Raw genomic sequence first — 25804 nt, 5'->3', positions numbered from 1 at the left:
CGCCTACGCCGCCGACAAGTACGGCTCCATGGACAACGTCAACTCCGCGTACTAAGCGGACCCACAGACGCGAAAAGGGCGGCGGCACCCCACCCGGGGCGCCGCCGCCCTCCCCGTATATCCGCTTCGTCGCCGGGGGATATCCCCCGGCCGCTGGAGGCGGGGGCGGCGGGACGACAGTAGGGGGCTCCGAGCGAATCAAGGCTCGATTCCACTCGCGGAATCACCTTGCCCATTGATGAGCGGGCTCACCACCGCTTGCATGTTCCTGCTGTCGGGCACGTTACGCACCGCTCGTCGCGACGCATCGGACGCGACGTACTCGGAGGGGGAACCTTGCGCGAACCCAGAGCACGGACAGAAAGACGGACAGAAAGACGCACGGCAAGACGGACGGCACGGCCGAGGGCATCCACCGGTGCGGCGGCGCTGATCAGCGCCGCCGCACTCGTCGTCCCCGCGGTGCCCGCCGGCGCGGCCGCCGGGCCGTCGGGCACCGCGCCGGGAGAGGTGGTTCCCGGCCGGCGCACCGCGACGCCCGCCCTCGTCGAGGGCGTCCGGGAGCCGGTGGCGGCCACGGGGAGCGCGGCGGACGCGGCGCTCGTCCATCTCGCCGCCGGGGAGAGCCGCTACCGGATCGCCGATCCCGCCCGCGACCTGACGCCCCTGCTGACCACCGCCTCCGGCACCTCGGAGACCGTACGGTTCCAGCAGAAACACCGGGGCGTGGACGTCCTGGGCGGGCAGTACGTCGTTCGCATGCAACGGCAGAACGGCAAGCGCGTCGTCACCGGCGCCTCCGGCAAATACTTCACAGCGCTGACCACCGGCACCACACCCGAGGTGAGTGAGGAACTCGCTGTCGAACGGGCCGTCGACGCGACACTCACCCGGCTCGACCGCGACGGCTTCGGCGTTCGCGGCGGGGACGACCGGGACGACGAGGACGCGCCGCCGCTGACCGGCACCGCGCGCGGCCTGGTCGTCCTGCCCAGGGGTACGGGTGTGCTCGCCCAGCACGTCACCGTGCGCGGCACGGACCCGGCCACCGGGGCACCGGTGCTGGAAGAGGTCTACGTCGACGCCGCCGGCGGCTATCCGGTCTTCCAGTACAGCAGTATCAAGACGTTCGACGTGCCCTCACGGGACTTGCTCTCCGGCACATACGACCCCAACGGCACACCCGACGCACCCAAGCCGCCCCCGCCGGGGCCCGCAGTGCTGGGCTCCGGCGTCAGGGCCGACGGGACGACCGTCGAACTGCGGCTGGACCGCGACGAAGCGCGCAAGGAATACGTCATGCGCGACTACTCCCGAGCACGGGACGGCGGCGGCAAGAAGCCCATCGCCACCTGGGACGCGCGCCACATGGGCCCCAGCTGGGTGGCCGGTACCTGGCCGCCCGGTCTCAGGGAGTTCGGCTCGGCGACCCCGGCCTTCGGCAAGGAGGCCACCGAGGCCGGCGCGGTCGACGCGCACTGGGCAGCCGGGAAGGTCCACGACTACTACAAGTCCGTCCTCGGGTGGGACAGCGTCGACGGCCGGGGCATGGCGGTCAACTCCCTGGTGGGCCTCTGGGACTACGGACACCCGCTCAAGAACGCCTTCTGGGAGGGCACCAAGGCGGCGTACGGCGACGGCGACGCTGAGTACCGCCCGTTCTCCGCGGCCCTGGACGTGGTCGGCCACGTGATGACGCACGGAGTCGTCGAGCGCACCGCCGGGCTCGTCCAGGCGGGCCAGTCCGGAGCGCTCGCCGGGGCGATCGCGGACTACTTCGGTGCCGCCGTCAAGACCGACGCCCGGGGCACGTCCATGGGCGACCCGGAATCGGGGCTGCTGGGCGAGACCCTGTGCCGCACGAAGTCCCCGCGCGCGTGCGCCGTCCGGGACATGAACGACGGCAGGACGACCGCCAAGTCCTTCCTCGGCGTGGGCTTCGCCACCGACAGCGGCGGCGTCCACCTCAACTCCACCATCTTCTCCGGCGCGCTCTGGGACATCCGCAAGGACCTCGACCGCACCCTCGCCGACAGGATCGTCCACCGGGCACTCACCGGCTACATGACCCCGCTGGACGGCTTCACCGAAGGCCGCGACGCCGTCGTCGCCGCCGCCCGGGAACTCGGCGTCGCCGGAAAGGATCTCAGGGCCGTCGAACGGGCCTTCACCGCCCACGGCATCGTCCCCGGCTGGGAGCTGGCCATCGGCGCCGACACCGACCGGCTCCTCTCCAGGGTGACTACCGACAGGACGAACGTGGGCGCGGGCGGCGGCTGGTGGGCCGCGTCCGCGTCGAACGAGAGCGGTACCGAGGCCAACTCGGTCTGGGCCGGGCGTACGGACGGCACCGGCGAGAAGAAGCTGATCAGCCCCAACGACGGCCGGAACCACGTCGAGCCGGCCACCGACGGCAGGACGGTGGTCTGGGTGGCGTACCGGGGCAACCGTGTGGAGGTCCTGGCGCGGCCGATCGCCGGCGGGCCCATCAAAAAGCTGTACGCCGACCGGCACGGGATCTACTCGCCCCGGATCGAGGGGAAGGACGTGGTCTTCGAGATCGGGCAGCGCAAGGGCGGCAACCGCGTGGTGTACCTGCGCATCGGTGAGATCGAGCCTACGGAGATCTACCCGGAGTCGGGCAAGCTCTGGGCCATGACGGCACGGCCGTCCCTGAAGAACGGCCGCATCGCCTACACCGACTCGGGCCGCGTCCTCGGCGTCTACCGCCAGGACACCAAAGTGCTGGACATCGCGACCGGCAAGGTGACGGTACTGCCGCAGATCGGCACACCATATGACCTGGGGCGGACCGCGATCACGAGCAAGCACGTCTTCTGGCTGGTCAGGGACGCCAAGGACAGCGCCCGGACGGCCGTGCGGCGCGCGGGCCTCGACGGCACGGGCGTCGTCGACATCAGCCCGGGGCAGGGGGAGAACGCGCTGTACGGCGTCGGTCTGACGGCCTCCGAGGACGCGGTGACCGTCACGGCAGGGACGCCGGACACCGTCTTCCGCAACGAGACGCTGTCCAAGCTGTGGCAGCTCTCGACCGACGGCTCCCGCAGGGGCCGGGTCTCCTGCGGCCGCGGTGAACAGCTGGGAGCCGCCGCCGCAGCCGGCGCCCAGGTGGTGTGGATCGACGCGACCACCGGGTATCCCGACCTCGTCACCCGGTCCCGCCCAGCCGGGAAGTGCGGCTGATAACCCCGAGCAATGCCCGATCATGTCCGTTTGCTTGCCCGATTCTGTTTACTTTCTCACCATCCAGTCAGTAGGGTGGCCGATAACAACAGATTCGGGCATCGAACGGAAGTAGTCCTTCATGTACGCACCGGAGCGTCAGCAGGAGATCCTGCGCCTCGCCCGTGAGCGCGGCCGGGTGGAGGTGCTCTCCCTCGCCGAGGACTTCCGGGTCACCGCCGAGACCGTGCGGCGCGACCTCAAGGCCCTCGACCGGGCCGGGCTCGTCCGGCGGGTCCACGGTGGCGCCATCCCCGCCGGACGGCTCGACTTCGAGCCGGACCTCGCCGAGCGGGAGACCACGGCGGCGGACGAGAAGGACGCCATCGCGCGGGCCGCCCTCGCCGAGCTCCCCGCCGACGGCAGCGTCATCATCGACGCGGGTACGACCGCCACCCGCCTCGCCGGGCTGCTCCCCCTCGACTCCACCCTCACCGTCGTCACCCACGCCCTGCCGGTCGCCGCCCGGCTGGCCGACCACCCGGGCATCGCGCTGCACCTCGTCGGCGGCCGGGTACGGCGACGGACGCGCGCCGCCGTGGACGAATGGGCGCTGCGCGCGTACGCCGAGATCCACGCGGACGTCGCCTTCCTGGCGACCAACGGCTTCTCCCCCGACGGCGGCCTGACCACGCCCGATCTGGCGGAGGCCGCCGTCAAGCGGGCGGTGACGGGCGCGGCGCGGCGTGTGGTGCTGCTCGCCGACTCCGGCAAGTACGGTCAGCGGCACTTCGCGCGCTTCGGCGACCTGGCCGACGTGGACCTGGTCGTGACGGACTCGGGCCTGTCGCCGCAGGACGCGCGGGCCGTCGAGCTGGCCGGGCCGGCGGTGGTCCGCGCGTGATTCTCACCGTCACCCCCAATCCCAGCCTGGATCGCACTTTCGAGGTGCCTCGGCTCGAGCGCGGCGCTGTGCTGCGGGCGGGTGCCGACCGGGTCGACCCCGGTGGCAAGGGCGTCAACGTCTCGCGTGCCGTGGCCGCCGCCGGGCGGCGCACGGTCGCGGTGCTGCCGCTCGGCGGCGCGGAGGGCGCGCTGCTGGAGCGGCTGCTGGACGAGCAAGGCATCGAGGTGGCGGGGGTGCCCGTCCACGGCTCGACGCGTGTGAACGTCGCCGTCGCCGAACCGGACGGCACCCTCACCAAGATCAATGCCGCGGGTCCGGAGCTGGCCCCGGCCGAGGCCGACGCCCTGCTCACCGCCGTGGGGGCGCGGTCGGCCCGCGCGGACTGGGTCGCCTGCTGCGGCAGCCTGCCGCGCGGCCTGGCCCCCGAGTGGTACGGGCGGCTGGTGGCCGCCGCGCACGCGGGCGGGTCCCGGATCGCCCTGGACACCTCGGGGCCCGCGCTCACCGCGGCGCTGCGGGAGCGCCCGGACGTCGTCAAGCCCAACGCGCACGAGCTCGCCCAGGCCGTCGGCCGGCCGCTGGCCACCATCGGCGACGTGGCCGACGCGGCGGAGGAGCTGCGGGCCCTGGGCGCGCGGGCGGTGCTGGCCAGCCTCGGCGCGGACGGCCAGCTGCTGGTCGACGACAGCGGCACGCACTTCGGGACGGCGCCCGTAGCCGCCGTGCGCAGCGACGTCGGCGCGGGCGACGCGTCCCTGGCCGGCTTCCTCGTCGCCGGGGGGACCGGCCCGGCCGCCCTGGCCTCGGCCCTCGCGCACGGCGCGGCGGCCGTGGGGCTGCCCGGCAGCGCGATGCCGGTCCCGGCCGATCTCGTGCCGGAGGCGGTGACGGTCACGGCGGCGGTGCCGTACGACCGCGCGCTGGCCGGGCCCGCCGTCTGACGTCCTCTGCATTCCCCCTCCTGTCCCCCACCGCCCGCCGGGCGTCAGCGCGTGCAAGGGAGCCCGCGATGAGTGAACTGATCACGGCCGGACTGGTCGATCTGGACCTGTCCGCCAGTACGAAGGAAGCGGCGGCGCGCTCGCTCGCCGAACGGATGCGGGCCCTGGGCCGGGTCACGGACCTGGAGGGCTTCCTGGCCGACGTGGCCGCGCGCGAGGCGCAGATGCCGACGGGACTCGACGGTGGCATCGGCATCCCCCACTGCCGCAGCGCGCACGTCACCGAGCCGACGCTGGCCTTCGGCCGCGCTTCCGCCGGGATCGACTTCGGGGCGCCGGACGGCCCGGCGGACCTGGTCTTCCTGATAGCCGCCCCGGCGGGCGCCGACAGCGACCACCTCACCATTCTGTCGGCGCTGGCACGGCAGCTGATGGACGCGGAGTTCACGGGCGCGCTGCGGGCGGCGGAGAGCGCGGAGGCCGTCGCGGCGCTGCTGCGCGGCGACGCGCCGCCGGCGCGGGAGGAGGCCCAGGCGGACGAGGGGCCGGCCGAGGCCGCGGAAGTGACCGGGGCTCCGGCCCCGGCCCGGCGTCCGGACGGGGCCGAGGCGCCGGAGGCGGGGGCCGAGGCCCCGGGCGTCGTCGCGGCCTACGAGCGGCCCCGGGCGGCCGCGGTGGCGGAGCCGACGCCGTCGGCCCCCGCCGGCGCCTCCGGACGGCCGCCCCTGCGTCTCGTCGCGGTCACGTCCTGCCCGACCGGTATCGCGCACACCTATATGGCGGCCGAGGCGCTGCGGCAGGCCGCCGTGGACGCGGGGGTGGAGCTCGTCGTCGAGACGCAGGGTTCCGCCGGGTTCACCCGGCTCGACCCGGCGGTCGTCGCGGCGGCCGACGGCGTGATCCTCGCCCATGACGTGGAGGTGCGCGAGCGGGACCGTTTCGCGGGCAAGCCCACCGTGGACGTCGGCGTGAAGGCCGGGGTCAACCGGCCCGCCGAGCTGATCGCCGAGGTGTGCGGGCTGGCGGCGGCCGGTGGTGTGCGGGCGGCGCGCCCGGCCGCGCCCATGGACGCGGGGGCCGGGGCGGGCGACGGGTTCGGCACCCGGCTGCGTACATGGCTGATGACGGGCGTGAGCTACATGGTGCCGTTCGTCGCGGCGGGCGGTCTGCTGATCGCCCTGGCCTTCGCCGTCGGTGGCTACCAGGTGAACAAGGCGCCGTCGGTCGCCGACCACTTCCTGTGGACCGAGTCCGCGAGCTGGGCCGCGTTGTTCTTCCAGACCGGTGGGGCCGCCTTCGCGTTCCTGGTGCCGGTGCTGGCGGGCTATATCGCCTACGGGATGGCCGACCGGCCCGGGCTCGTGCCCGGTTTCGTGGGCGGTTCGATCGCCCTGACCGTGAACGCGGGCTTCCTGGGCGGGCTGATCGCCGGTCTCCTGGCGGGGACGGCCGTCCTGGGCGTCCGGCGGGTGACCGTTCCGCCCGTGCTGCGCGGCATCATGCCCGTGGTCGTGATTCCGCTGCTCTCGTCGGCGGTGGTCGGGTTCCTGATGTTCCTGGTGGTCGGCAAGCCGGTCGCCGCGCTGCAGAAGGCGCTCACCGACTGGCTGGGCGGCCTGTCGGGGACGAACGCGGTCGTCCTGGGCGCGGTGCTGGGCCTGATGATGTGCTTCGACCTCGGCGGTCCGCTGAACAAGTGCGCGTACACCTTCGCCGTCGGTGGGTTGGCCGACCCCAACGCGGGCAGTCTGAAGGTGATGGCGGCGGTCATGGCGGCCGGGATGGTGCCGCCGCTGGCGATGGCCCTGGCCACGGCCGTGCGGGGACGGCTGTTCACCCGGGCCGAGCGGGAGAACGGCAAGGCCGCGTGGGTGCTGGGCGCCTCCTTCATCACCGAGGGCGCGATCCCCTTCGCGGCGGCGGACCCCCTGCGCGTGATCCCTTCCGCGATGGCGGGCGGCGCGGTGACGGGCGCCCTGTCCATGGCGTTCGGCTGCACCCTGCGGGCACCGCACGGCGGTGCCTTCGTCGTCCCGCTGATCGGGCAGCCGCTGCTGTACCTCGTCGCGATCGCGGCGGGCACGGGCGTCGGCGCCGCGCTGGTCGTCCTCCTGAAGGGGCTGCGCCGCCCGGAGCCGGAGCGGGACGCGGCTGCGGCCGTCGCCTGACACGGCCGTCGCACCGCTGCGGGTCCCGGCGTCCTCCACGCCGGGACCCGCGGGCGTTTCAGCAGGTCATGCGGGTCATGCGGGTCATGCGGGTCAGCAGTTGCCCCCGTTGACCCCGTCGATCCGGCCGCCGAAGTCGCCCCCGTACGCCCTGCGCCAGTCGCCGTTGTGCACCTGGCGGGTCTCCTTCGGGTCCCAGTTGATGAAGCAGGCGTCGGTGCTCGCCACGAAGGATCCGACGTTGTCGTGGAGGGCCGGGGGCATGTCGCGGTAGCCGCTGGAGGCCGTCCACTCCCAGCTCGAGCCGTGGTAGTCCGACCCGCTGAAGAAGCAGACCGAGCCGTTGGGGCAGGCCGGTGGCCCGGCGGCCGGGGCGGCGAAAGCGCTGGTCGCAGGCATGAGGAGCGCGATCAGGGACATGGTGACGGCGGAGACGATGCGCATGGTTCACCCTTTCCAGGAACGGTCACGGAAGGCGTCGGCGGTGTCCTGAAGCAGTCGCTTCACCGCCACCGACAGCGACATCATCCGCACCCTTGGTGAGCGCCGTCGACTGCTTCGATCTCCGTCGAAGACCGCTCCCGGCGACGGCTACGCGCCCCCGGAGGGCTCGTGCGCCCCGTTGTAGCGCAGGAGGTGCGCGGCGAAGCCGGCGAGGTCCTCCTCGTTCCAGTCGGCGAGGCGCTCCTGGAAGGCCATGTGGCGTCGCGCGGCGACCTGGGCGAGGGTCTCCCGGCCCGCCGCGGTGAGGTGGAGGACCTGAACACGCTGGTCATCAGGGTCGACGCGGCGTTCGAGGAGGCCGAGGCGCTCCAGCGTGGCGATCTGCCGGCTGACGGTGGACTTGTCCAGCAGGTAGTGGGCCGCGAGGTCGGTGGCGCGGCAGCCCTGCCGGTCCTCGAGGTGGGACAGCAGGGTGAAGGAGACCAGGGAGAGCTCGGGGTGCACCCGGGCCGCGGAGGCGCGGGCGCGGCGGGCGAAGGCGGTCAGCTCCCGCTGGATGATCTCCACGGACTCGTCACGGTGGGGCACGGGGACTCCTTTCAGGCCATGTGGTTGTAGAGTACAACTTGAAGAGAGAGTTGTATTTGCCAACTATCTGCCGGCTATCACGCTCACGGCTCCCCGCACCGGGGAGCCCGAGGAAGGCACCGATGAGATCCACCAACGGCGGCGCGCTGCGTCATGTGCTGACCCACCTGCTCACCCCCCTGCTGATGTGCGTCGGCATGGGCCTCGCCTACCTGGGCGCCTTCGCCCACCCCGAGCCGCACCGGCTGCCCGTCGCCGTCGTGGGCTCCGGCACCGGCACCCAGGTGCTCGCGCAGACCATCGCCGACAAGGCGGGCGACCGCCTCGCCGTACGGACGGTCGCCGACCGCGAGGAAGCGGTCCGGCAGCTGAAGGACCGACAGGTCTTCGGCGCCTACGTACCCGGCCGGCGCTCCCCCGAGCTGCTGATCGCCTCGGCCGGCTCGGACACCACGGCCGTCGCCGTGCAGAAGGTCTTCCAGCCCGTCGCCGCGCGCCAGGGTGCCCCGCTGAAGGTCACCGACGTGGTGCCGCCCGCCGAGGACGATCCCACGGGCCAGGGCATCTTCTTCCTGCTGGTCGCGCTCAGCATCGGCTCGTACGCCTCCGTCGCCGTGATCGGCGGAGCGGGCGCGGTGCTGCCGATGCGGCTGCGGGTCGCGCTCTCCGGTGCCATGTCGCTCGTCGTCAGCGTGATCGGCACGCTCTTCGCCGGGCCCGTCTTCCACCTGGTCGACCGGGGCCTGCCGGGGCTGTGGGCCATGGCGTGGGTCTACTCGGCGGGCGTCCTGCTCGTCGGCACCGGACTGCACACCTTCCTCAAGCGCTGGACCACGCTGGGCGTGATGGTCCTCTTCGTCATGCTCAACTTCACCAGCGCCGGCGGTGTCTACCGCCCCGAGCTCCAGAACGGCTTCTTCGCCGCGCTGCACTCCTTCTGGAACGGCGCCGGGTTCGTCGAGGGCATCCGCAGCCTCGTCTACTTCGGCCACGCGGGCCTGGGCCGGCACGTGTGGACGCTGGCGCTGTGGCTGGTCGCCGGCGTCGCGGTCGTCTGCGCCGCCTGGGCCGCCGAGGCCCGGCGCGCTCGGCCCGCCACGTCCGCCGCGCCCGGGGCGGCCGCCGACGACGCGGAGGAGGAGATGGAGGAGGCCGTGGGGGTGTGAGCGACACCGCCCGAGCGCGCCCGCCGGGTCGGCGGGCGCGCGGGCGCGCGGGCGCATCCCCCAGGTCCCCGGCCGCGCCGGTGGGCATCCTGCCCCCATGACCACACCAGAACCCGCCGCCGGGCCCACCGGGGCCGTGTCGTTCAGCCCCGTCAGCAGGACGGCCCTGGCCGTCGCCCGGGTCCGGGCACGGGAGAGCGAACGCCCGGACGCCCTCTTCACGGACCCCCACGCCGCGGCGTTCCTCACCGCCGCCGGATACCCAGCCGAGCCGGCCGTACAGCCCGGGCCGTACGCCACCGCCATCACCCATCACACGGTGATCCGCACCCGCTTCTACGACGACTTCCTGCTCGCCGCCTGCGCGGCCGGGTGCCGTCAGACGGTCCTGCTGGCCGCCGGGCTGGACACCCGCGCGTACCGGCTGGCCTGGCCGGACGGGGTGCGGCTGTACGAGCTGGACCTTCCGCCCGTGCTGGCCTTCAAGGAACACGTCCTGGCCGGTCGGGCGGCCCGGCCGCGCTGTGCCCGGACGGCGGTGGCGGCCGATCTGCTGTCGCCCGAGTGGCCCGCCCTGCTGGCCGCGGCGGGCTTCGACCCGGCCGCGCGGACGGCCTGGCTGGCCGAGGGGCTCCTGGTGTACCTCACGGAGGAGCAGGCCACCGGACTGCTCCTCGCGCTCGGCGGGCTGTCCCGGCCGGGCGACCGGTTCGCCATGGAGCGCGGCCGGGACATCCCGGCGGCCGCCGCCGAACCGGGTCTCACCCACATCGCCCCGCTGTGGCGGGGCGGACTGGGCCCGGGCCTGGGCGACTGGCTCGGCGCCAACGGCTGGGACGTGGCGACCCACCCCATCGAGGAACTGTCGGCGACATACGACCGCCCCGGGACCGGTCCGGCCCGGGGCGGTTTCCATACCGCGACGCGACGCTGAGCGGCGCGGCCGTCGTCAGACGGCCGTGACCGCGGCGGGCTCGGGAGCCTCCCGCTCGTCCTCGGCCGCGCGCGCGGCCGGGGACCCGGCGCCGAGCACCGGGTCGGGGCCCGGCAGCCCGGCGCGATGGGCCTGGACGCCCGCGCGGACCGCCCAGAAGTAGAAGCCCAGCGCGGACACGCCCACCAGCGCGATGTCCAGGCCGCCGGGGATCACCCCGTGACCGCCGAACTCCTCACTGCCCAGCGCCGACAGCGCCGAGAGCCACAGCAGGAACGCCGCCATCCACCAGGCCGGCGCGAACTGCTTGCGCAGGTCCTTCTCGCCCCGGCGGCGCAGCACGATCGCGGCGATGGGCACCGAGAGCAGGGTGAGGACGGCGACCTTGCCGGTGTTGGGCCACTTCGACCAATACAGGGCGCAGGCCGCGAAGGCGAAGATGAGGGGGCAGAGGACCTTGGCGGCCGGGAGCCGGAAGGGGCGGGGCAGCTCGGGCTTGGTCTCCCGGAAGACGCCGACGGCGATGGGGCCCATGAGGTAGGAGACGACCATCGCGGCGGAGACGACGCTGGCCAGGGCCTCCCAGCTGTGGCCGATGGTCAGCAGCAGGAGGACGGAGAAGCCCAGGTTGAGCCACATCGCGGGGCGGGCGACGCCGTAGCGGGGGTGGACCTCGGCGATCTTCTTGGGGAAGAAGCCGGTCTCGGCGAGGTTCTGCGCCAGGTAGGCGGAGGAGGCGACGTTGCCGATGTTGGCGCCGTTGGGCGAGATGAAGGCGCCGAACTGGAGCATGGTGACGACCCAGTGGAGCATCAGCAGCTTGGCGAGGTCGGCGAAGGGGGAGGCGAAGTTGACGCCGCTCCAGCCGCCGGCCTCGGCCAGCTTCTCCGGCGGGACGGCGCCGAGGAAGGCGACCTGGAGGGCCAGGTAGATCACCAGGCCGAGGGAGAGCGCGCCGACGAGCGCGAGCGGGATGGCGCGGCCGGGGTTCTTGGCGTTGCCGCCGAGGTTGACGACGGCCTGGAAGCCGTTGAAGGCGAAGACGACGCCGGAGGCGGTGACGGCGGTGAGGACGGCGGACCAGCCGTTGGGGGCGAAGCCGCCGTGGGAGGTGAGGTTCTCCGTGTGGAAGCCCGAGGCGATGAGCGCGCCGACCGCGAGGACGGGGATGGCGAACTTGACCAGGGTCAGGAGGTTGTTGGCGCGCGCCAGCAGCTCGACCGACCAGTAGCAGGCCAGCCACAGGGCGAAGGTCAGGATCAGGGCCGTCGCGATGCCGGTGGCGGTGAGGCTGCCGCCGGAGACCAGCCCCTTGGCCCAGCCGAAGCTCCAGGAGGACATGTACTGGGTGCCCGCGATGGCCTCGATGGGGATCAGGGAGGCGGTCGCGATCCACACGGCCCAGCCGGTGATGAAGCCCAGCACCGGGCCGTGGGAGATGGAACCGAAGCGGGCCATGGCGCCCGGCAGCGGATAGGCGGCGCCCACCTCGGCGTACGTCATGGCGATCATGCCGATGAAGATGGCGCCGATCACCCAGGCGACCAGGGCGGCGGGCCCGGCCACCTGGGCCGCCTGACCGGCTCCGAAGAGCCAGCCGGAGCCGAAGATCGACCCCAGGCCTATCATGATCAGGGCGAAAAGGCTGAGGCCTTTCCTGTTGGCCGCGCTCATGTCCACGAGCTGTTTTTCCGTTCTGCCGGGAGACAAGGACTGGAAGTCCCTATGCGCCTCTTCGGCGTACGGCTGCCGGGGCCGTCCCACCGGCTCGCGCCGATGGACGGCGACGCCTGTCGAACTGAACGGGGATCAGTCGCCGACACCGCGTACCGGCCTGTTGGGCTTCGCCGGGATCGGCCCCGGGAACGGACACCGGGTACGACGCGACGAGCCCGGGGACTGCCCCAGAAGCGGTTCGGGAACGGTCCGGGCTCGTTGACGACGAGATGGCCGAGGACGCAATAGCGACGCCGGTCATACTACGCCAACCAGGAGTAACACCTCCAACCGCCCCATCGGCCCCGGTGGTCCGGCGGCCCGGATCGTCCGTTCCGCCGTCTTTCGGCCACACGGTTGCGTCCCGGCCGGGTGCGCGCCCCGGCGTACGACCTCCATGAGAGCCACGTCTCACTCGCACCGCCTCCCCCATGGAGCACAGCGAGCCCGGCATCGGCGCATATCTTCAGACTCATTCCTGATATACGCCTATCAGGGTTCTTCATATGACCTGTCCCCTTCGGGCAAGGGAGGTCCGGCCGCTGGCCGGAAGCCGATGCCACCGTCCTTGCGCCGCACCGGTCGCGGCCGCGAACGTGGTCCTCCCCTGCCCTGAAGGGCCGGGCCGCCGAGGAAGCCGGGAGGAACCGATGCGCTCCGTTCCCGGTCCACGACCGCGACACCGCCGCGACGAGCCCGTCACCGTGGCGATCGCCGGGGCGGAGTTCGGCTGGGGCAGCTCGGGGAAGCTGAGCGCCGTGCTCGGCGCGCTGCGGGAACGTTCGGGCGGATGCCCGCCGAGGATCGTCGGACTGGGCACCGGCCTCGGCCGTCCCCTGCTCACCGGGCATCCCGTCGCGTCCTGGCACGACCTGCCGGACACCGCGGCGGCCGCCCGCGACGCCGTCGCCGGCATCGTCCGGGCCCAGGGGGTGCGGGCGGCGCTCGTCGTCCTGGACGGGCCCGTCGCCATGGCCCTGGAGGCCGCCGGGGTGCCCACCGTGTTCGTCGACAGCCTGCCGTTCCTGTGGACCGACGGCGACCGGGAGGCGCTGCCGCTGGAGGCGGCCGCCTACTGCGCCCAGCGCTCCGTCGAGCTGCCCGCCGAGTGCCGGGGAGTCCTGGCCGCAGTCCGTCACCCGCGCTGGGTCGAGGCGGTCGTCGCCACCGCGCCCGGGGCGGCCACCGGACCCGGCGCCCGTGCCGACGGCCGCCCGTACCGCACGGCCCTCGTCAGCCTCGGCGGGCTCCGGGCGCCCCGGCTCGCCGATCCGGCGTGCTACCCGCGCGTCGTCGTGCCCGCGGTCCTCGCCGCGCTCGCCGCCCACGGCGTCCGGGAGGCGCACCTCGCGGGCAACCTCCCCGACGGCCTGGCCGCCCGGCTCACCGCCGGTCCCGCCGTCCCGCCGCGCGTCACGGCGGGGCCGCTCCCCCACGACGCGTTCCTGCGCCGCCTGGCCGACTGCGACGTCCTGCTCGCCTCCCCCGGGCTCACCACCCTGCTGGAGGCCGGCCGGACGGCCGTGCCGACCGTGTGCCTGCCGCCGCAGAACCTCAGCCAGATCTTCAACGGCCGGTTCCACAGCCGCGCCGTCGGCGCGGACGTCCGCGTCACCTGGCCCGGGGACGTCCTCTCCGAGGAAGCCGCCCTCGCGCTCCGCTCGGGCGGCGAGGACAGCGCCCTGGAGTTGATCTACGGCGGGATCGCCCGGGCCGCCGCCGACGACGCACCCGCGCCGGGCGGCCGTACGACCGGCGACGCCCTGCGCGAGGGCGTCCTGGCCGCGCTGCGCCGGGCGGCCGGGGGCGCCGACTGGGGCGGGCTCACCGCCGCCGTCGGCACCGGCGGCGCCGCCCAGGTGGCCGACGCGCTGCTGGAGATAGCGCGGCGGGCACCCCTGCCCGCCTGACCCCGCCCGCGCCCCGCCCCGACTCGTCCCGTCCCCGCACGCACGCATGCCCGCGAACGGTTCCGGAAGGTCTCCCCATGCGCCAGCGCGACCGCTATCTCTTCATCAGGATCCTGGAAGCCTGCAACGCCGACTGCTTCATGTGCGAGTTCGCCCTCTCCCGCGACGCCTTCCGCTTCCCTCTCGCCGACTTCGCCGGCCTGCTGCCCGAGGCCCGGGAGGCCGGGGTGCGCTACGTGCGCTTCACCGGCGGCGAGCCCCTGATGCACCCCGACGTCGTCGAGCTGGTGCGCGCGGGCACGGCCGCCGGCATGCGGATGTCCCTCATCACCAACGGCGCGCTGCTGCCCAGGATGGCCGGACGGCTCGCCGAGGCGGGGCTGGCCCAGGTCGTCGTCAGCGTCGACGGCGCGTCTGCCGCCACCCACGACGTGTACCGCCGCTCCCCCGGCATGTTCGACAGCGCCCTGCGCGGTCTGGTGGCCGCCGCCGGGTTCGGCGTCCTGCCCCGGGTCAACACGGTCGTCGGGCCGCACAACTACACCGAGATCCCCCGGCTCCAGCGGGTCCTCACCGACGCCGGGGTGCGCCAGTGGGAGCTGTCCGCGCTCAAGCTCGGCCGCCCCATCGTCTACCCCGACCCGGCCCACGTCCGCGCCGTCTGCGACCCGGTCTACGACGCCGGCCCGGAGGCGCTGCTCGTCCCGCTGGGCAAACGGTTCTACGGCGACACGCCGGAGGAACAAGAGGACTACTTCTCCCGCTCGCGGACCCCGCGCGCCTCCGGGCCGCTGTGCCACGTCGTGGACGACGTCATCTACATCGACGGCAAGTACGGGCGGGCGTACGCGTGCAGCTGCCTCCCGCACCGCGACGACGGCCACGGGCCCGGCGGCGCGGCCCTGCGCGAGGGCGGCGCGCTCCGCCTCGACACCCCGGACTTCGCCGCCCACGCGGGCTTCTTCCGCGAGCGCGGCCCCGAGCTGTGCTCCGGCTGCTCCACGACGGCCGCCGGCTACAGCGACGACGTCGCCCGGCTCGGAACGGCGGCGCCGTGGAGCTACTGACCCCCGGCCGCCGGCCCGGGCCCCCGGACCCCGCCGCGCCGTTCCGCCGGGTGCTGCTGATCTCCCGGGACGACGAGCTGGACTCGGTGCTGGCACGCCGCCGCGTCGCCGCCCACCTCGGCGGCCTGCGCCCCGTGCCCCTCGTCCCCGGCGGCCCGCCCCCGGACGCCGCGCTGGTCTGCGACGACGAGCGGGCCACCGCCCGGCTGCTCGGCCTCGGCGTCCCCGTGGTGCACCTGCGGTCGGGGCACGACCCCGGCCCGGGCCCCGCCACCGGCGACGACGGCCGGGCGTTGCGCCGGCTGCACCGGCCCGGCTGGCTGCCGGGCCCCCGGCCGGCCGGGGCGCGGACCACGGGGGTGCTCGCGCCCGCCCGGCTCACCCGCGACCGCGCCCGTGCGGGCACCTTGCTCCTGCTGTCCCTGTGGGGCGTGCCGGACGGGGAGGCCGGCGCGTTCGCCGCCGGGCCGTTGCGCGCGCTGGTCCACGAGGCCGAGCGCCGTACCGGGCGGTGCGAGGTCGTCTGCGACGTCCGGCTCGCGGCCGTCCGCGCGGGTCTCGGCGGGGCACGGCCGGTGCGTGCCGTCGCCGAGGTGGACGTGGACGCGCTGCACGCCGCCGCCGAGGTGTTCCTCGCCTCGCCCACGACGGGCGCGCTGGCCCTCGCCCACGCCCGGGGCGCGCCCCTGTGCTTCCTGCCGCCGCTGGGCGCCGCCCAGCGGGACCTGGCCGAGCGCGTGGGCCGCGTCGTCCCCGTGCCCCGGGCCGCCGACCCGGCGGACCCGGCCGTGTGGACACCGCCGGGGGTGGGCCCGCGCGGGCTGTGGGACGCCGTCGATCCCGGCCTCGACGATCTGCGGGGCGCGCAGCGCGTCGCCCGGACCCTCCGTCAGCTCGCGCTCGCCCCACTGTGAGCCCATTGTGAGCCCGCTGGGAGCCCGTGATGAGCCCGCTGTGAGCCCCGCTGTGAGCCCCGCTGTCGATCCCCCTCACCCTGGAGCCGCCATGCCCGGCACGACCGCAGCGTCCGGCACGCCCGCAGACCCGCCCTTCCGACCCCGCGTGCCCGCCGAGCTGTGGGACGACTGGCGCTGGCACATGCGCAAACGCATCACCAGCGTCGCCAAGGCCCGGCAGTGGCTGCGTCTCAGCGCGGACGAGGAGAAGGCGATCGCCGGGTCCGCCGGCCGGTACCGGTGGAGCATCACCCCGTACTACGCGTCCCTGATGGACCCCGACGACCCCTCCTGCCCCGTCCGGATGCAGGCCGTGCCGGCGCTCGCCGAGCTGGAGGAGTTCCCCGGTGCCGAGGTCGACCCGGTCGGGGACATGACCTACCGCAGGACCAACCGCGTGGTGCACAAATACCCGGACCGGGTGATCCTGCTGGTCACCGAGGCCTGCCCGGTCTACTGCCGGCACTGCACCCGCAAGTTCCACACCACCGACGTCGACGGCACGTACTTCCGCGACGACGAGGGCGGCTCGTTCGACGAGGACCTGCGCTACATCGCCGCCCACCCGGAGATCCGGGACGTGCTGCTGACCGGCGGCGACCCGCTGTCCTACCCGGACGGCAGGCTGGAGGAGATCGTCGCCGGGCTCCGGGCGATCCCCAGCGTGGAGATCATCCGTATCGGTACCCGCTTCCCGGTGCTGCTGCCGCAGCGGATCACCGAGGACCTGTGCGCGATGCTGGCCCGCCATCACCCGGTGTGGCTCAACACCCACTTCAACCACCCCAAGGAGATCACCGACGACGCGGCCCGCGCCGTGGACCGCCTGCTGCGCCACGGCATCCCCGTCGGCAACCAGACCGTGCTGCTGCGCGGCGTCAACGACGACGTCGCCACCATGCGCACCCTGATGACGGAGCTGCTGCGCGTCCGCGTCCGGCCCTACTACCTCTACCACTGCGACAACGTCACCGGTGTCTCGCACTTCATGACCTCCGTGGAGAAGGGCTGGCAGATCATGGAGGGCCTCCAGGGGCACATCACCGGGTTCGGGGTCCCCCAGTACGTCCTCACCACGGCGATCGGCAAGATCCCCGTCACCCGCCCGTACTTCACCCGCACCCCCGACGGCCTGCTGCTCCGCAACCACCACGGCCAGGAGCTGGCCGTCGGCGGCCCGGGGCACCCGATCACGGAGTCCGACACGCGATGACCCTCGACAAGCGGCTCGGGCAGCGCTTCCTGCCCTACGGCGCCAACTACCTCGACTGGTCCGACATGACGGAGCTGCGGGAGGTGATCGACCGGCGGGTGCTGTTCCGCTATCAGACGGAGGGCGAGAGCATGGCCTCCCGGCTGGAGCGCCACGCGGCGCGGCGCCTGGGCGCGCGGCACGCACTGGCCGTGCACAACGGCACCGAGGCGCTGCGCCTGGCCCTGGTCTCCACCCGTCCCCGCGTCGGCGACCTGGTGTTCGTCCCGGCCGTCACCTTCGTGGCCGTGGCCGGGGCGGTGCTGGCCAGCGGGCTGATCCCCGTCCTCGTCGACACCGACGCATCGCTCTCCCTCGACCCCACTCTTCTGCCGCCGGACGCCCGGCGGGTCGTGGTGGCGCACATGGAGGGCACGGTGGGGCCCCTGCCCGAGGGCGTGCCGTTCGTGATCGAGGACTGCGCGCAGTCCCTGGGCGCCCGGCTGCCCGACGGACGGCACGCGGGGACCGCGGGCTACGCCGGGACGTTCAGCTTCCACCACAACAAGGTGCTCACCTCGGGCGAGGGCGGTCTGGTCGTCACCGGCGACGACGAGGCGTGGGCGAGGATGCGCGGCTACCACGACCACGGCTCGGCGCGGGTCCCCGGGCGCTATCCGACGTGGGATCAGGACGCGTACTTCGGGGAGAACTTCGTCACCAGCGAGGGCGTGGCCGCCATCCAGAGCCAGCAGTTCCGTCATCTCGACGCGCTCCTGGCCGGGCTGGAGCGCATGTACGCCATCGCCGCGGCGGAGCTGCCGGACCGGCCCGGCCTGGAGGCGCTGCCGCGGGCGGCGGGGGATGTGAAGGTCAGTCTGCGGTTCCGGTGGGAGAGCCGCGAGCTGCGTGACGCCGCCGTGGCCGGGCTCACCGCCCGGGGGATCGCCAACTGGACCCTGGGCAAGTACTTCCTGCCCGAGCATCCGGTGCTCACAGGCCGGCGCTCCCTCTACGCCGACGGCTTCCCCTGGGGCCTCGCCCCGGACGGGCCCCTAGCCCTCAGCCGTGACGGCTTCGCCCGCACCCGCGACCTGCTGGACCGGACCCTGTGCGTCCCGTTGTCGCCGGAGCTCTCCGAGCCGGATCAGGTCCTCGCCGTCAAGGCGATCCGCCAGGCCCTGGACGCGGTGTGAGCGCGCCCGGAGGAGGGCCGGTGCTGCTGATGGTGGACGACCGCCCGTCCTCCTTCACCCAGTACGCGATCCGTGCCCTCCCCGGCGGGCTGGTGCTGCTGCGTTTCGAAGGGCTCCGCCACGACCTCCCGGAGGGGTATCTGCGGCGGACCGCGCACCTCCCGGCGTTCTGGGTGCGCGAGGGGGTGCCGCTGGAGGTGGAGGTGCGGCGGTACGAGCGGTGGGCCGGGCGGCTGCCGGCGCGGCCGGCCCGCTTCTGCAATCCGTCCGAGCCCCGCCAGGGCGTCGCCCAGCGGTTCGCGGCGCTGGCCGGGCTGCCGCACCTGACGGAGCGACAGGTGGCGTGGGTGCGGGACAAGACGGCCATGAAGGACCGCTTCCGGCAGCTGGGGCTGCGTACGGCCCGGTACGCGCGGGTGCGGTCGGCCGGGGACGTGGAGCGGTTCGCCGGGCGGTACGGCTGGCCGGTCGTCCTCAAGCCGGTGGACTCCTTCGCCTGTGTGGACACCCACCGGCTGACCGGGCCCGGCGCCCCGGCCGGCCTCGACTTCGGGGCGCGGCGGTGGATGGTGGAGGAGCACCTCGGGGGCGTCGAGTGGGAGGTGTGCGGGCTCGTCCACGCCGGGGAGGTGCTGGACGCCTGGCCGAGCGCGATGCCCTGCCGTCCGCTGGACATCGTCGACGGCGCGATGAACGCCAACATCAGCGTCGGCAGCGGCGAGGGACCGCCCGTGGACCTGCGGGCCCTGCTCCAGCGCGTCGTCACCGGGATGGGCGTCGACCACGGCTACGCGCACATGGAGTTCTTCGTGGTCGACGGGGAGGTGTACGCGGGCGAGATCGGTGTGCGGCTGGCCGGCTGCGAGATCCCCGCCAACCACGGGCACGCCTACGGCTTCGACGTCTTCGGCGCCACCCTGGACGTCTATCTGGGCCGCCGTCCCGTCCTCGACTACCGCGAACGGCGTTGCGCGGGCGACCTGCTGCTGCCGCTGCCGGGCTCGGGTACCGTGCGCCGCATCACCCCGAGGGAGGAGTTGCTGCGCATCCCCGGGGTCATCGACGCCGTTCTCAAGGTGGGCGTCGGCGAGTCGGTGGCGGCCCGCCGGGCGTCGCACAACGCGTCCGGGTACGTGCATGTCGCGGGAGCGTCGATCGGTGAGGTGGAAAGCCGTATGCGGGAGGTCCTGGACGTCTTCACGATCGAGGTGGCCCCCGCGTGACCGGCACCCTGCCCCGCCGTTTCCTCGCCCTGCTCACCCGGCGTCATGTCGCGGGCCCGGCCTGGTGGAGCGTCGTCGCCCGGATGCCGGTCTATCTGCTGTCGCTGGCCATGGTGCTCGTCGTCCGGGAGCAGGGCGGCGGCTACGCCCGGGCCGGTTTGACGGCCGCGCTGTGCACCACGGGCATGGCCCTGGGCGGTCCGCTGATCGCCCGGCGGATGGATCGTGCCGGGCGCCGTGCGGTGCTGCTCGTCACCGGTGTGTGCCATCCGTCGGCGCTGTGCGCGCTGGTGTGGGCCACCCGTCCGGGCGGCTGGGCGCAGCCCGTCATGGCGTTCGCCGCCGGGCTGACGCTGCCGCCCGCGAACGCCTGCATGCGCTCGCTGTGGGCGCGGCTGCCGCTGGAGGACGAGGAACGGGAGCTGGCCTATCTGTGGGAGGCGCTGCTCACGGAGGTCCTGGTGATCGGGGCGCCGTTGGTGCTGGCCGCGCTGATGCTCGTGGGGTCGGCGGGGCTCGCGCTCACCACGGTGGCCGTGATCGGCGGCGCCGGGTCGCTGGGGCTCGCCCTCACCCCGCTGCCCGCCGGTACGGACCAGCCGGACCCGGCGGCGCGGGAGGCCGGGCCACGCCATCCGCTGGGGCCGTTGCGGTCGCCGGCGATGCTGGCCCTGACCGGCATCATGGCCGTGTGCGCCGTGCCCATCGGCCTGATGACGCTGGCCATTCCGGCGTCGGTCGCCGCCCATGGCAGTACGGGCGGCACGGGCGTGGTGTACGCCTGCTGGGGCGTCGGCAGCGCGGTGGGGGCGCTGTGGCTGGGGCGCGCCCAGTCGGAGGTCGCCGCGTACCGGCGCTTCCCGCGCCTGGTGCTCGCCTACGCCGCCGGCACGGGGCTGACCCTGCTCGCCACGTCCCAGCTCACCCTGGGCGTGGCCCTCGCGGTCGGCGGCGCGCCGATCGCCCTGGTGTCGGCGAGCGAGATGACGCTGGTCAGCACGGTCGCGGACCGGGATGCGCTGGCGGAGGCGTTCACCTGGGCGTCGCTGGCGACGGTCGTGGGGGACGCCGTGGGGCAGCAGGCCGGGGGGCTGCTGATGGATCCGCTGGGGCCGCGCGGGGTGTTCACCGCCGCCTTCGCCACGGCCGTGGCGGGGGCGGTGCTGGCCTTCGGCTGTCAGGGGCTGCTGGGCCGGGGCTCCCGGCGGCGCGCGGAGTGCGCGGCGTGAGCCGCGCCCGTACGGCCAGACCGCCACCCCCTTCTTCACGCATCCCGCTTCCGGCGTCCGTTTCCCAGGTCAGCGCGAGAACACGAGGTATCCCGTCATGAACACCGTCGCCACCCTCTTCCGTACGGTCGGCTTCGGGCAGTTGCCCGACGCCGTACGGGAGTTCCTGGCCTCCCCCGGCGGCACGCCCGTGCCCGTCCCGGTCGAGGGCCGCGCGGACCTGGAGCGGAGTGTGGAGCTGGCGGCCGGGCTGTACACCGGGCCGTGTTCCCCCCACCCCCTGGACGTCGGGGTCGTGCTCGGGGAGAAGGAGCTGCCCGAGGGGACGGTGGAGCTGGCCCGGCCGCTCGCCCGTACCTGGGTGGCCGAGGAGGAGCTGTCCGGCGGCGACGGCCCGTTCGCGGCGCGGCATCCCGGGACCCTGCTGGTCGTGGGCTGTTACGACCGGCTCACCCTGGACCCGGTGCGGGAGCTGCTGCTGGCCACGTACCGGGGCGCGGAGCACGGTCTGACCGTGCTGAGCGGCCGCGACGGCGCCTCCGTCGCCTGGAACGTCGCCAAGCAGTACGCCGCGCCGGACCCGGGCGTCGGGGCGCTGGGCCTGTTCACCGACACGGACCGGCCGCCGCGCCCGGACGGCGTGCGGGTCTTCGACGACCGCGACTTCGAGCGCGTCGACATCCAGACCGAGATCCTCGGCACCCGCTGGCGCCGGGTCGTCTTCCAGGGGCACGGCAAGGACGACAGCGTGAACCTCGGCGAGTTCACCATCTGCGGCATGAACCCGTCCGTGCCCGCGCGGCCGGGGCTGCTCGGACCCCGCTGCGCCTACGGCCTGCCCTGCTACAAGCCCGAGGACAAGCTCGTGCCCCTCAACCGGGTGGCGGCCGTGGAGCTCGTCCTCAGCGCCTGCAACAGCGGCCCGCTCGCCGACCTCGCGCTCTACGACCCCAAGTACCAGCTGCTGCTCAACGCCCTGGACGGGCCGGCCCGCACGGTCGTCTCCGCCGTGTCCGTCCACGACTCCGACCGGCCGGAGAACGTGGCGTGGATGCGGGCCGCCACCGGCGGCGCGGACTCGGTGGACGCCCTCAACGCCAGCCTGGCGGGCTCGCACCCCTATCCGGCGTTCATGCGCTTCGGCCTGCCCGGGGCGCCGGGGCGGGCGCCCGCCGCGCCGGCCCCGGCCGACCACCGGCCCGACCCGCTCGTCCTCACCACCGGGCGCAGGCTCACCGCGCTGCTCGCCTCGGACCTGCTGCCGCACCACCATCCCCTGCGCCCCCGGCTCACCAAGCTCGCCCGCAAGGTGGACCTGTGGGCGGCCCGGCCCACCCATCTCGCCGACCGGTCGCGGGAGGAGATCCACCGCTCGCTCTCGGCAGACCTCCAGTCCCTCGACCACGCCATCGCCGAACTGGTCGCCACCAACCCCGAGAACGAGATCATGAACTACCCCGCGCACTTCGGGGACCGCAGCTCCCTCGACCCGGACGTCCGCGAGGTCACCTGCCACTGCGGCCGTCCCGCCCAGGAGTTCACCCGGCGCGGGCTCCTCCCGTACGTCCTGGACACCACGTGCGTGGTCTGCATGCGCTGCGGCGACGTCACCTTCCGGGTGCCCGACGCGCCCTCGCTGCTGGCCCACGCCGCCGACGAGGCAGAGCGGGGCGGGGTGCTCCAGGTGCGGGCCGCGCTCACGGCCGCACGCCCCGGCCCCGTCCGCATGGGCCTGTTCGTCCCCACCTATCTGCGCGAGGACACCACGGTCGAACCGGTCACGACAAAGATCCGGGCCACCCCCGGCCGGGTCGAGGACGTCGTCTTCCGCGTGCGCTTCGCGCCCTCGACGGCACCCCAGGCCTACTACTTCACGGTCTTCGCCGTGCAGGACCTCGCGGTCTCCACCGCCCGGCGGCACTTCGGAGTCGTACCGCCCCGGGCCTGAGCGTCCACCGATCGCCTCCCACGAATCCCACGAAGGACGGTTGTCCATGGAACAGAACGCGAACGGGCCCGCGATCGAACTCGTCGAGCAGGACGGCGAGGTGACCCTGAGCATCGGCGGCGAACAGGCCATGCAGGCCTGGGAACGCGACCTGATGTGGGCGAGCGCCGACATGCTGTGCGCGTACGGCCACGACTTCTACGAGGTGGGCCTGGGCCTCGGCCTGTCGGCCCTGCGCATCGCGGGCAACCCCGCCACCCGCCGCCACACCGTCCTGGAGCTCCACGGCGAGGTCGAGGACCTCTTCCGCGCCCGCCACCCCGAACTGCCGGACAACCTCACCGTCGAGCGCGGCGACTTCTTCGAGCGGATCTTCGAGCTGCCCTCGGAGAGCGTCGACGGGATCTTCTTCGACCCGGCCCTGGAGATGGAGGTGTGGAAGGACGAGGCACTGTGGCGCCGGACCATGCCGGAGGTGGTGCGGGTGCTGCGGCCCGGCGGGGCGTTCATCCCGTTCTTCAGCACCCGTCCCGAGCTGCGGTGGCAGTACACCCCGCACTTCCGCGTGATCCGGGTGGAGCGTCACCCGTATGTGGCGTACGACTCCACCGAGTACACCTACGGCACCAGCGGCGACGCGTTCATCCAGTGTTTCGTGAAGGATCCTTCGTCTTTGTCAGCGTCGTCCTCGTGACCGCCGGGCCGGGCCGCGCGGTTACGGGCGGCCTGGCGGGGGAACACCCGAACCGTGACCACACATGTGTCGCACGCGCTTCGGGTGATGTCCTTCAATCTGCGCTACGCCTCCGAGAGCGATCCGCACCCCTGGTCGGAGCGCCGGCCGGTGATGCGCCGGCTGCTGCGCGAGGAACGCCCCCATCTGCTGGGCACGCAGGAGGGGCTGCACGGGCAGTTGCGCGACATCGCCGAGGATCTGGGCCCGGGCCACGCCTGGGTCGGCCTGGGCCGCCTCGGGGGCAGTCATGACGAGTTCGCGGCCGTCTTCTACGACACCGGACGGCTCGTGCCCGTCGAGTACGACCACTTCTGGCTGTCGGACACCCCCGCTCTCATAGGCTCGGCCACCTGGGGCAACACCGTGGTGCGGATGGCGACCTGGGTGCGCTTCGCCGATCTGAGCACGGGCACGGAGTTCCTCGCCCTCAACACCCACCTCGACCACGCCCACCAGCACTCGCGCGAGCGCGCCGCGGAGCTGATCACCCGGCGTCTGCGGGAGGCGGCTGCCCCGGCCCTCCCCCGCCTCGTGACCGGCGACTTCAACGTCCCCGCCCACGGCAACCCCGTCTACGACGCGATGCTGGACGGTGGCGCCCTGGCAGACAGCTGGGACACCGCCGAGGAACGCGGCCCCCAGTACGCCACCTTCCACGGCTACGAACCGCTGGTGCCCGACGGGGACCGTATCGACTGGATCCTCACCTCGCCCGCCGTGCGCACCCTCGGCGCCACCGTCAACACGTACTCCGAGGACGGCCGCTTCCCCAGCGACCACCTTCCCGTGCGGGCGCTCGTCGAAATGTGACCGGGAACGCTCGCCGTCCGCCGGGCGTTCCTCCTGCACATACCTCGATCCGGGGCGGGTGAGCCCGCCTCCCTCACGACGGGCGGACCCGGTGCGCGACCTGATTTCCGGAGGGAACCTTCCGCTGCCGGACGGCCCGGTGTCGGTCCAGGTGCCCGGCCCGTTCGACATATCGGCGCTGATCACCGGGGACGACGGCAAGGTCCGCGGCGACGGCGACTTCGTCTTCTACAACCAGCCCACCGCCCCCGGCGCCCGCCTCGCACCCGGCGGGCTCACGGTGGACCCGCGGCGGCTGCGGGCCGGGGCGACCCGGGTCACCGTGGTCGTCACCCCCGCCGAGCCCGGTGCCGTGCTCAGCGCTCTGCCCGCGCCCGTCCTGTGCGTCGCCGACGGCGGCGACCGGGGTGCGCTCGCCCGGTTCGCGCCCGCGCGGCCGGTCCACGAGACGGCGCTGCTGCTCGCCGAGATCTACCGGCGCGGGCCGCAGTGGAAGCTCCGCGCGCTCGGCCAGGGCTACGCGGACGGGCTGGCGGGCCTGGCCCGGGACTTCGGCGTCGAGGTGACGGAGGACGACGCCGAGCCGGACGCCGACCCTGCCACGACGGCGCTGGTCAACGCCATACGCGTAGCAGCCGGCGCGCCCCCGCTGACCTCCGACGCCCGGCTCGTGGCGGCGGCCCGGGCGCACGCTACGGCCATGGCCGCCCAGCGGCGCCTGGACGCCACGGGCCCTGACGGGGCGTCGGTCTTCCAGCGGGTCACCGCCGGCGGCTACGCGTACGCGCGGATGGCGGAGCACCTGGTGTCCGGGCCGCGCACCGTCGACGCGTTCCTGGACTACTGCCTGGGCGAGGGCCGGGCGCGGGCCGGCCATCCGGCGCACGACCCGGCCTTCACCCACGTGGGCATCGCCCACGCCGTCGCGGCCTCGGGCGACACGTACTGGACGGCGCTGTGGGCCGAGCCGCTGACCGACGAGAGCCTGGCGCGCACGGTGGCGGAGGTCCTGGCGCTCACCAACGCCGAGCGGGCCGCCGCCGGTCTGCCGCCGCTGACCGCCGACGCCCGTCTGGCAGCGGCGGCCCAGGCGTACAGCACGGACATGGCCGCGCGCGGCTTCTACTCCCACACCTCCCCCGAGGGCACCGAGCCCTGGGACCGGGCGGCCGCCGCCGGGGCGGGCCACCGGGGCATCGGCGAGAACATCGCGTGCGGTCAGCGCTCCCCCGCCGAGGTCGTCCGGGGCTGGATGGACAGCCCCGGCCACCGCGCGAACATCCTCAAGCCCGGCTTCACCCACCTCGGCGTGGGCTACGCGGGCGGCGGCCCGGCCGGTACGTACTGGACGCAGCTCTTCGGCATGGCCTGAGCACCGGGCCGTCAGTTCCCCGACGGCGGCGTCGAGGTGCCCGGCGAGGCCGCCCACCGTGAACTCCGGCAGGGAGATCGGCCGCTCCCAGGCCGTGGCGACCGCCGGCTCGCGCAAC

Annotated in this window: 20 protein-coding genes; 17 read left to right on the top strand and 3 right to left on the bottom strand. The window is 74.0% G+C overall.

Annotated features, from left to right (window positions below):
- Nucleotides 1-462: 462 nt before the first annotated feature.
- The 4 genes from ACFYZR_RS24705 (at nucleotide 463) to ACFYZR_RS24690 (ending at nucleotide 7199) form a co-directional block, all read left to right on the top strand.
- Nucleotides 463-3204 (top strand): M4 family metallopeptidase, encoded by a 2742-nt coding sequence (locus ACFYZR_RS24705; RefSeq protein WP_391913773.1) that lies wholly within the window; start codon nucleotides 463-465, stop codon nucleotides 3202-3204.
- A 121-nt stretch (nucleotides 3205-3325) separates the two neighbouring features.
- Nucleotides 3326-4087, top strand: a complete 762-nt coding sequence (locus ACFYZR_RS24700; protein WP_391913771.1) for a DeoR/GlpR family DNA-binding transcription regulator — start codon at nucleotides 3326-3328, stop codon at nucleotides 4085-4087.
- Nucleotides 4084-5031, top strand: a complete 948-nt coding sequence (pfkB, locus tag ACFYZR_RS24695; protein WP_391913769.1) for a 1-phosphofructokinase — start codon at nucleotides 4084-4086, stop codon at nucleotides 5029-5031. Before ACFYZR_RS24700 ends, pfkB begins: the two co-directional genes overlap by 4 nt.
- 68 nt (nucleotides 5032-5099) lie before the next feature.
- Complete coding sequence (locus tag ACFYZR_RS24690) at nucleotides 5100-7199, top strand: fructose-specific PTS transporter subunit EIIC (protein WP_391913767.1); 2100 nt, start codon at nucleotides 5100-5102, stop codon at nucleotides 7197-7199.
- Between the two features lie 93 nt (nucleotides 7200-7292).
- Here the strand turns inward: ACFYZR_RS24690 and ACFYZR_RS24685 are convergent, their stop codons facing one another.
- Together ACFYZR_RS24685 and ACFYZR_RS24680 are read right to left on the bottom strand one after the other, a co-directional pair.
- The gene (locus tag ACFYZR_RS24685) at nucleotides 7293-7643 is read right to left on the bottom strand and encodes a peptidase inhibitor family I36 protein (protein WP_361709706.1); all 351 of its coding nucleotides are present in this window, start codon (nucleotides 7641-7643) and stop codon (nucleotides 7293-7295) included.
- Between the two features lie 147 nt (nucleotides 7644-7790).
- A complete protein-coding gene (locus ACFYZR_RS24680; RefSeq protein WP_391913765.1) occupies nucleotides 7791-8231 on the bottom strand; it encodes a MarR family winged helix-turn-helix transcriptional regulator in 441 nt (146 codons plus the stop codon).
- A gap of 122 nt (nucleotides 8232-8353) precedes the next feature.
- On the opposite strand from ACFYZR_RS24680, the gene ACFYZR_RS24675 reads away from it, so the two are divergent.
- Nucleotides 8354-9397 carry a hypothetical protein gene (locus ACFYZR_RS24675; protein WP_391913763.1) on the top strand — a complete coding sequence of 348 codons (1044 nt, stop codon included), beginning with the start codon at nucleotides 8354-8356 and terminating at the stop codon, nucleotides 9395-9397.
- Between the two features lie 97 nt (nucleotides 9398-9494).
- On the top strand, nucleotides 9495-10331 hold the full coding sequence (locus tag ACFYZR_RS24670; protein ID WP_391913761.1) for an SAM-dependent methyltransferase: 837 nt from the start codon (nucleotides 9495-9497) through the stop codon (nucleotides 10329-10331).
- A gap of 15 nt (nucleotides 10332-10346) precedes the next feature.
- Here the strand turns inward: ACFYZR_RS24670 and ACFYZR_RS24665 are convergent, their stop codons facing one another.
- Nucleotides 10347-12011, bottom strand: coding sequence for an APC family permease (locus tag ACFYZR_RS24665; protein ID WP_391913759.1), 1665 nt, complete (start codon nucleotides 12009-12011; stop codon nucleotides 10347-10349).
- A 686-nt stretch (nucleotides 12012-12697) separates the two neighbouring features.
- Here ACFYZR_RS24665 and ACFYZR_RS24660 point away from each other — a divergent pair.
- The 11 genes from ACFYZR_RS24660 (at nucleotide 12698) to ACFYZR_RS24610 (ending at nucleotide 25686) form a co-directional block, all read left to right on the top strand.
- Complete coding sequence (locus ACFYZR_RS24660) at nucleotides 12698-13957, top strand: hydroxymethylcytosylglucuronate/cytosylglucuronate synthase (RefSeq protein ID WP_391913757.1); 1260 nt, start codon at nucleotides 12698-12700, stop codon at nucleotides 13955-13957.
- 77 nt (nucleotides 13958-14034) lie between these two features.
- Nucleotides 14035-15024 (top strand): cytosylglucuronate decarboxylase, encoded by a 990-nt coding sequence (gene blsE / locus ACFYZR_RS24655; RefSeq protein ID WP_391913755.1) that lies wholly within the window; start codon nucleotides 14035-14037, stop codon nucleotides 15022-15024.
- Complete coding sequence (blsF, locus tag ACFYZR_RS24650) at nucleotides 15012-15938, top strand: CGA synthase-related protein (RefSeq protein ID WP_391913753.1); 927 nt, start codon at nucleotides 15012-15014, stop codon at nucleotides 15936-15938. Before blsE ends, blsF begins: the two co-directional genes overlap by 13 nt.
- 91 nt (nucleotides 15939-16029) lie before the next feature.
- A complete protein-coding gene (gene blsG / locus ACFYZR_RS24645; RefSeq protein WP_391913751.1) occupies nucleotides 16030-17193 on the top strand; it encodes an arginine 2,3-aminomutase in 1164 nt (387 codons plus the stop codon).
- The gene (locus ACFYZR_RS24640; protein WP_391913749.1) at nucleotides 17190-18368 is read left to right on the top strand and encodes a DegT/DnrJ/EryC1/StrS family aminotransferase; all 1179 of its coding nucleotides are present in this window, start codon (nucleotides 17190-17192) and stop codon (nucleotides 18366-18368) included. The genes blsG and ACFYZR_RS24640 overlap by 4 nt, the downstream gene beginning before the upstream one ends.
- Before the next feature lie 29 nt (nucleotides 18369-18397).
- Nucleotides 18398-19591 carry an ATP-dependent carboxylate-amine ligase gene (locus ACFYZR_RS24635; RefSeq protein ID WP_391913791.1) on the top strand — a complete coding sequence of 398 codons (1194 nt, stop codon included), beginning with the start codon at nucleotides 18398-18400 and terminating at the stop codon, nucleotides 19589-19591.
- On the top strand, nucleotides 19588-20820 hold the full coding sequence (locus tag ACFYZR_RS24630; protein ID WP_391913747.1) for an MFS transporter: 1233 nt from the start codon (nucleotides 19588-19590) through the stop codon (nucleotides 20818-20820). The genes ACFYZR_RS24635 and ACFYZR_RS24630 overlap by 4 nt, the downstream gene beginning before the upstream one ends.
- 97 nt (nucleotides 20821-20917) lie before the next feature.
- On the top strand, nucleotides 20918-22768 hold the full coding sequence (locus tag ACFYZR_RS24625; protein ID WP_391913745.1) for a hypothetical protein: 1851 nt from the start codon (nucleotides 20918-20920) through the stop codon (nucleotides 22766-22768).
- A gap of 46 nt (nucleotides 22769-22814) precedes the next feature.
- A complete protein-coding gene (locus tag ACFYZR_RS24620) occupies nucleotides 22815-23462 on the top strand; it encodes a class I SAM-dependent methyltransferase (RefSeq protein WP_391913743.1) in 648 nt (215 codons plus the stop codon).
- 87 nt (nucleotides 23463-23549) lie between these two features.
- Nucleotides 23550-24314: an endonuclease/exonuclease/phosphatase family protein gene (locus tag ACFYZR_RS24615; RefSeq protein ID WP_391913789.1), complete on the top strand. Its 765-nt coding sequence runs from the start codon at nucleotides 23550-23552 to the stop codon at nucleotides 24312-24314.
- Nucleotides 24315-24405: 91 nt separating this feature from the next.
- Nucleotides 24406-25686 (top strand): CAP domain-containing protein, encoded by a 1281-nt coding sequence (locus ACFYZR_RS24610; RefSeq protein WP_391913741.1) that lies wholly within the window; start codon nucleotides 24406-24408, stop codon nucleotides 25684-25686.
- Nucleotides 25687-25804: the final 118 nt, after the last annotated feature.

The organism is Streptomyces sp. NPDC001678, assembly GCF_042892945.1.
Lineage (GTDB): Bacteria > Actinomycetota > Actinomycetes > Streptomycetales > Streptomycetaceae > Streptomyces.
The sequence above is the reverse complement of the archived record's forward strand: the minus strand, read 5'-3'. Positions and strand labels throughout refer to the sequence as shown.

Bases quoted from the DNA above. Each gene is read 5' to 3' on its own strand.
- ACFYZR_RS24700 (WP_391913771.1), top strand. From the start codon at position 3,326: ATGTACGCACCGGAGCGTCAGCAGGAGATCCTGCGCCTCGCCCGTGAG.
- ACFYZR_RS24690 (WP_391913767.1), top strand. From the start codon at position 5,100: ATGAGTGAACTGATCACGGCCGGACTGGTCGATCTGGACCTGTCCGCC.
- ACFYZR_RS24685 (WP_361709706.1), bottom strand. From the start codon at position 7,643: ATGCGCATCGTCTCCGCCGTCACCATGTCCCTGATCGCGCTCCTCATG.
- ACFYZR_RS24675 (WP_391913763.1), top strand. From the start codon at position 8,354: ATGAGATCCACCAACGGCGGCGCGCTGCGTCATGTGCTGACCCACCTG.
- ACFYZR_RS24670 (WP_391913761.1), top strand. From the start codon at position 9,495: ATGACCACACCAGAACCCGCCGCCGGGCCCACCGGGGCCGTGTCGTTC.
- ACFYZR_RS24660 (WP_391913757.1), top strand. From the start codon at position 12,698: ATGCGCTCCGTTCCCGGTCCACGACCGCGACACCGCCGCGACGAGCCC.
- blsE (WP_391913755.1), top strand. From the start codon at position 14,035: ATGCGCCAGCGCGACCGCTATCTCTTCATCAGGATCCTGGAAGCCTGC.
- blsG (WP_391913751.1), top strand. From the start codon at position 16,030: ATGCCCGGCACGACCGCAGCGTCCGGCACGCCCGCAGACCCGCCCTTC.
- ACFYZR_RS24640 (WP_391913749.1), top strand. From the start codon at position 17,190: ATGACCCTCGACAAGCGGCTCGGGCAGCGCTTCCTGCCCTACGGCGCC.
- ACFYZR_RS24635 (WP_391913791.1), top strand. From the start codon at position 18,398: ATGGTGGACGACCGCCCGTCCTCCTTCACCCAGTACGCGATCCGTGCC.
- ACFYZR_RS24625 (WP_391913745.1), top strand. From the start codon at position 20,918: ATGAACACCGTCGCCACCCTCTTCCGTACGGTCGGCTTCGGGCAGTTG.
- ACFYZR_RS24620 (WP_391913743.1), top strand. From the start codon at position 22,815: ATGGAACAGAACGCGAACGGGCCCGCGATCGAACTCGTCGAGCAGGAC.
- ACFYZR_RS24615 (WP_391913789.1), top strand. From the start codon at position 23,550: ATGTCCTTCAATCTGCGCTACGCCTCCGAGAGCGATCCGCACCCCTGG.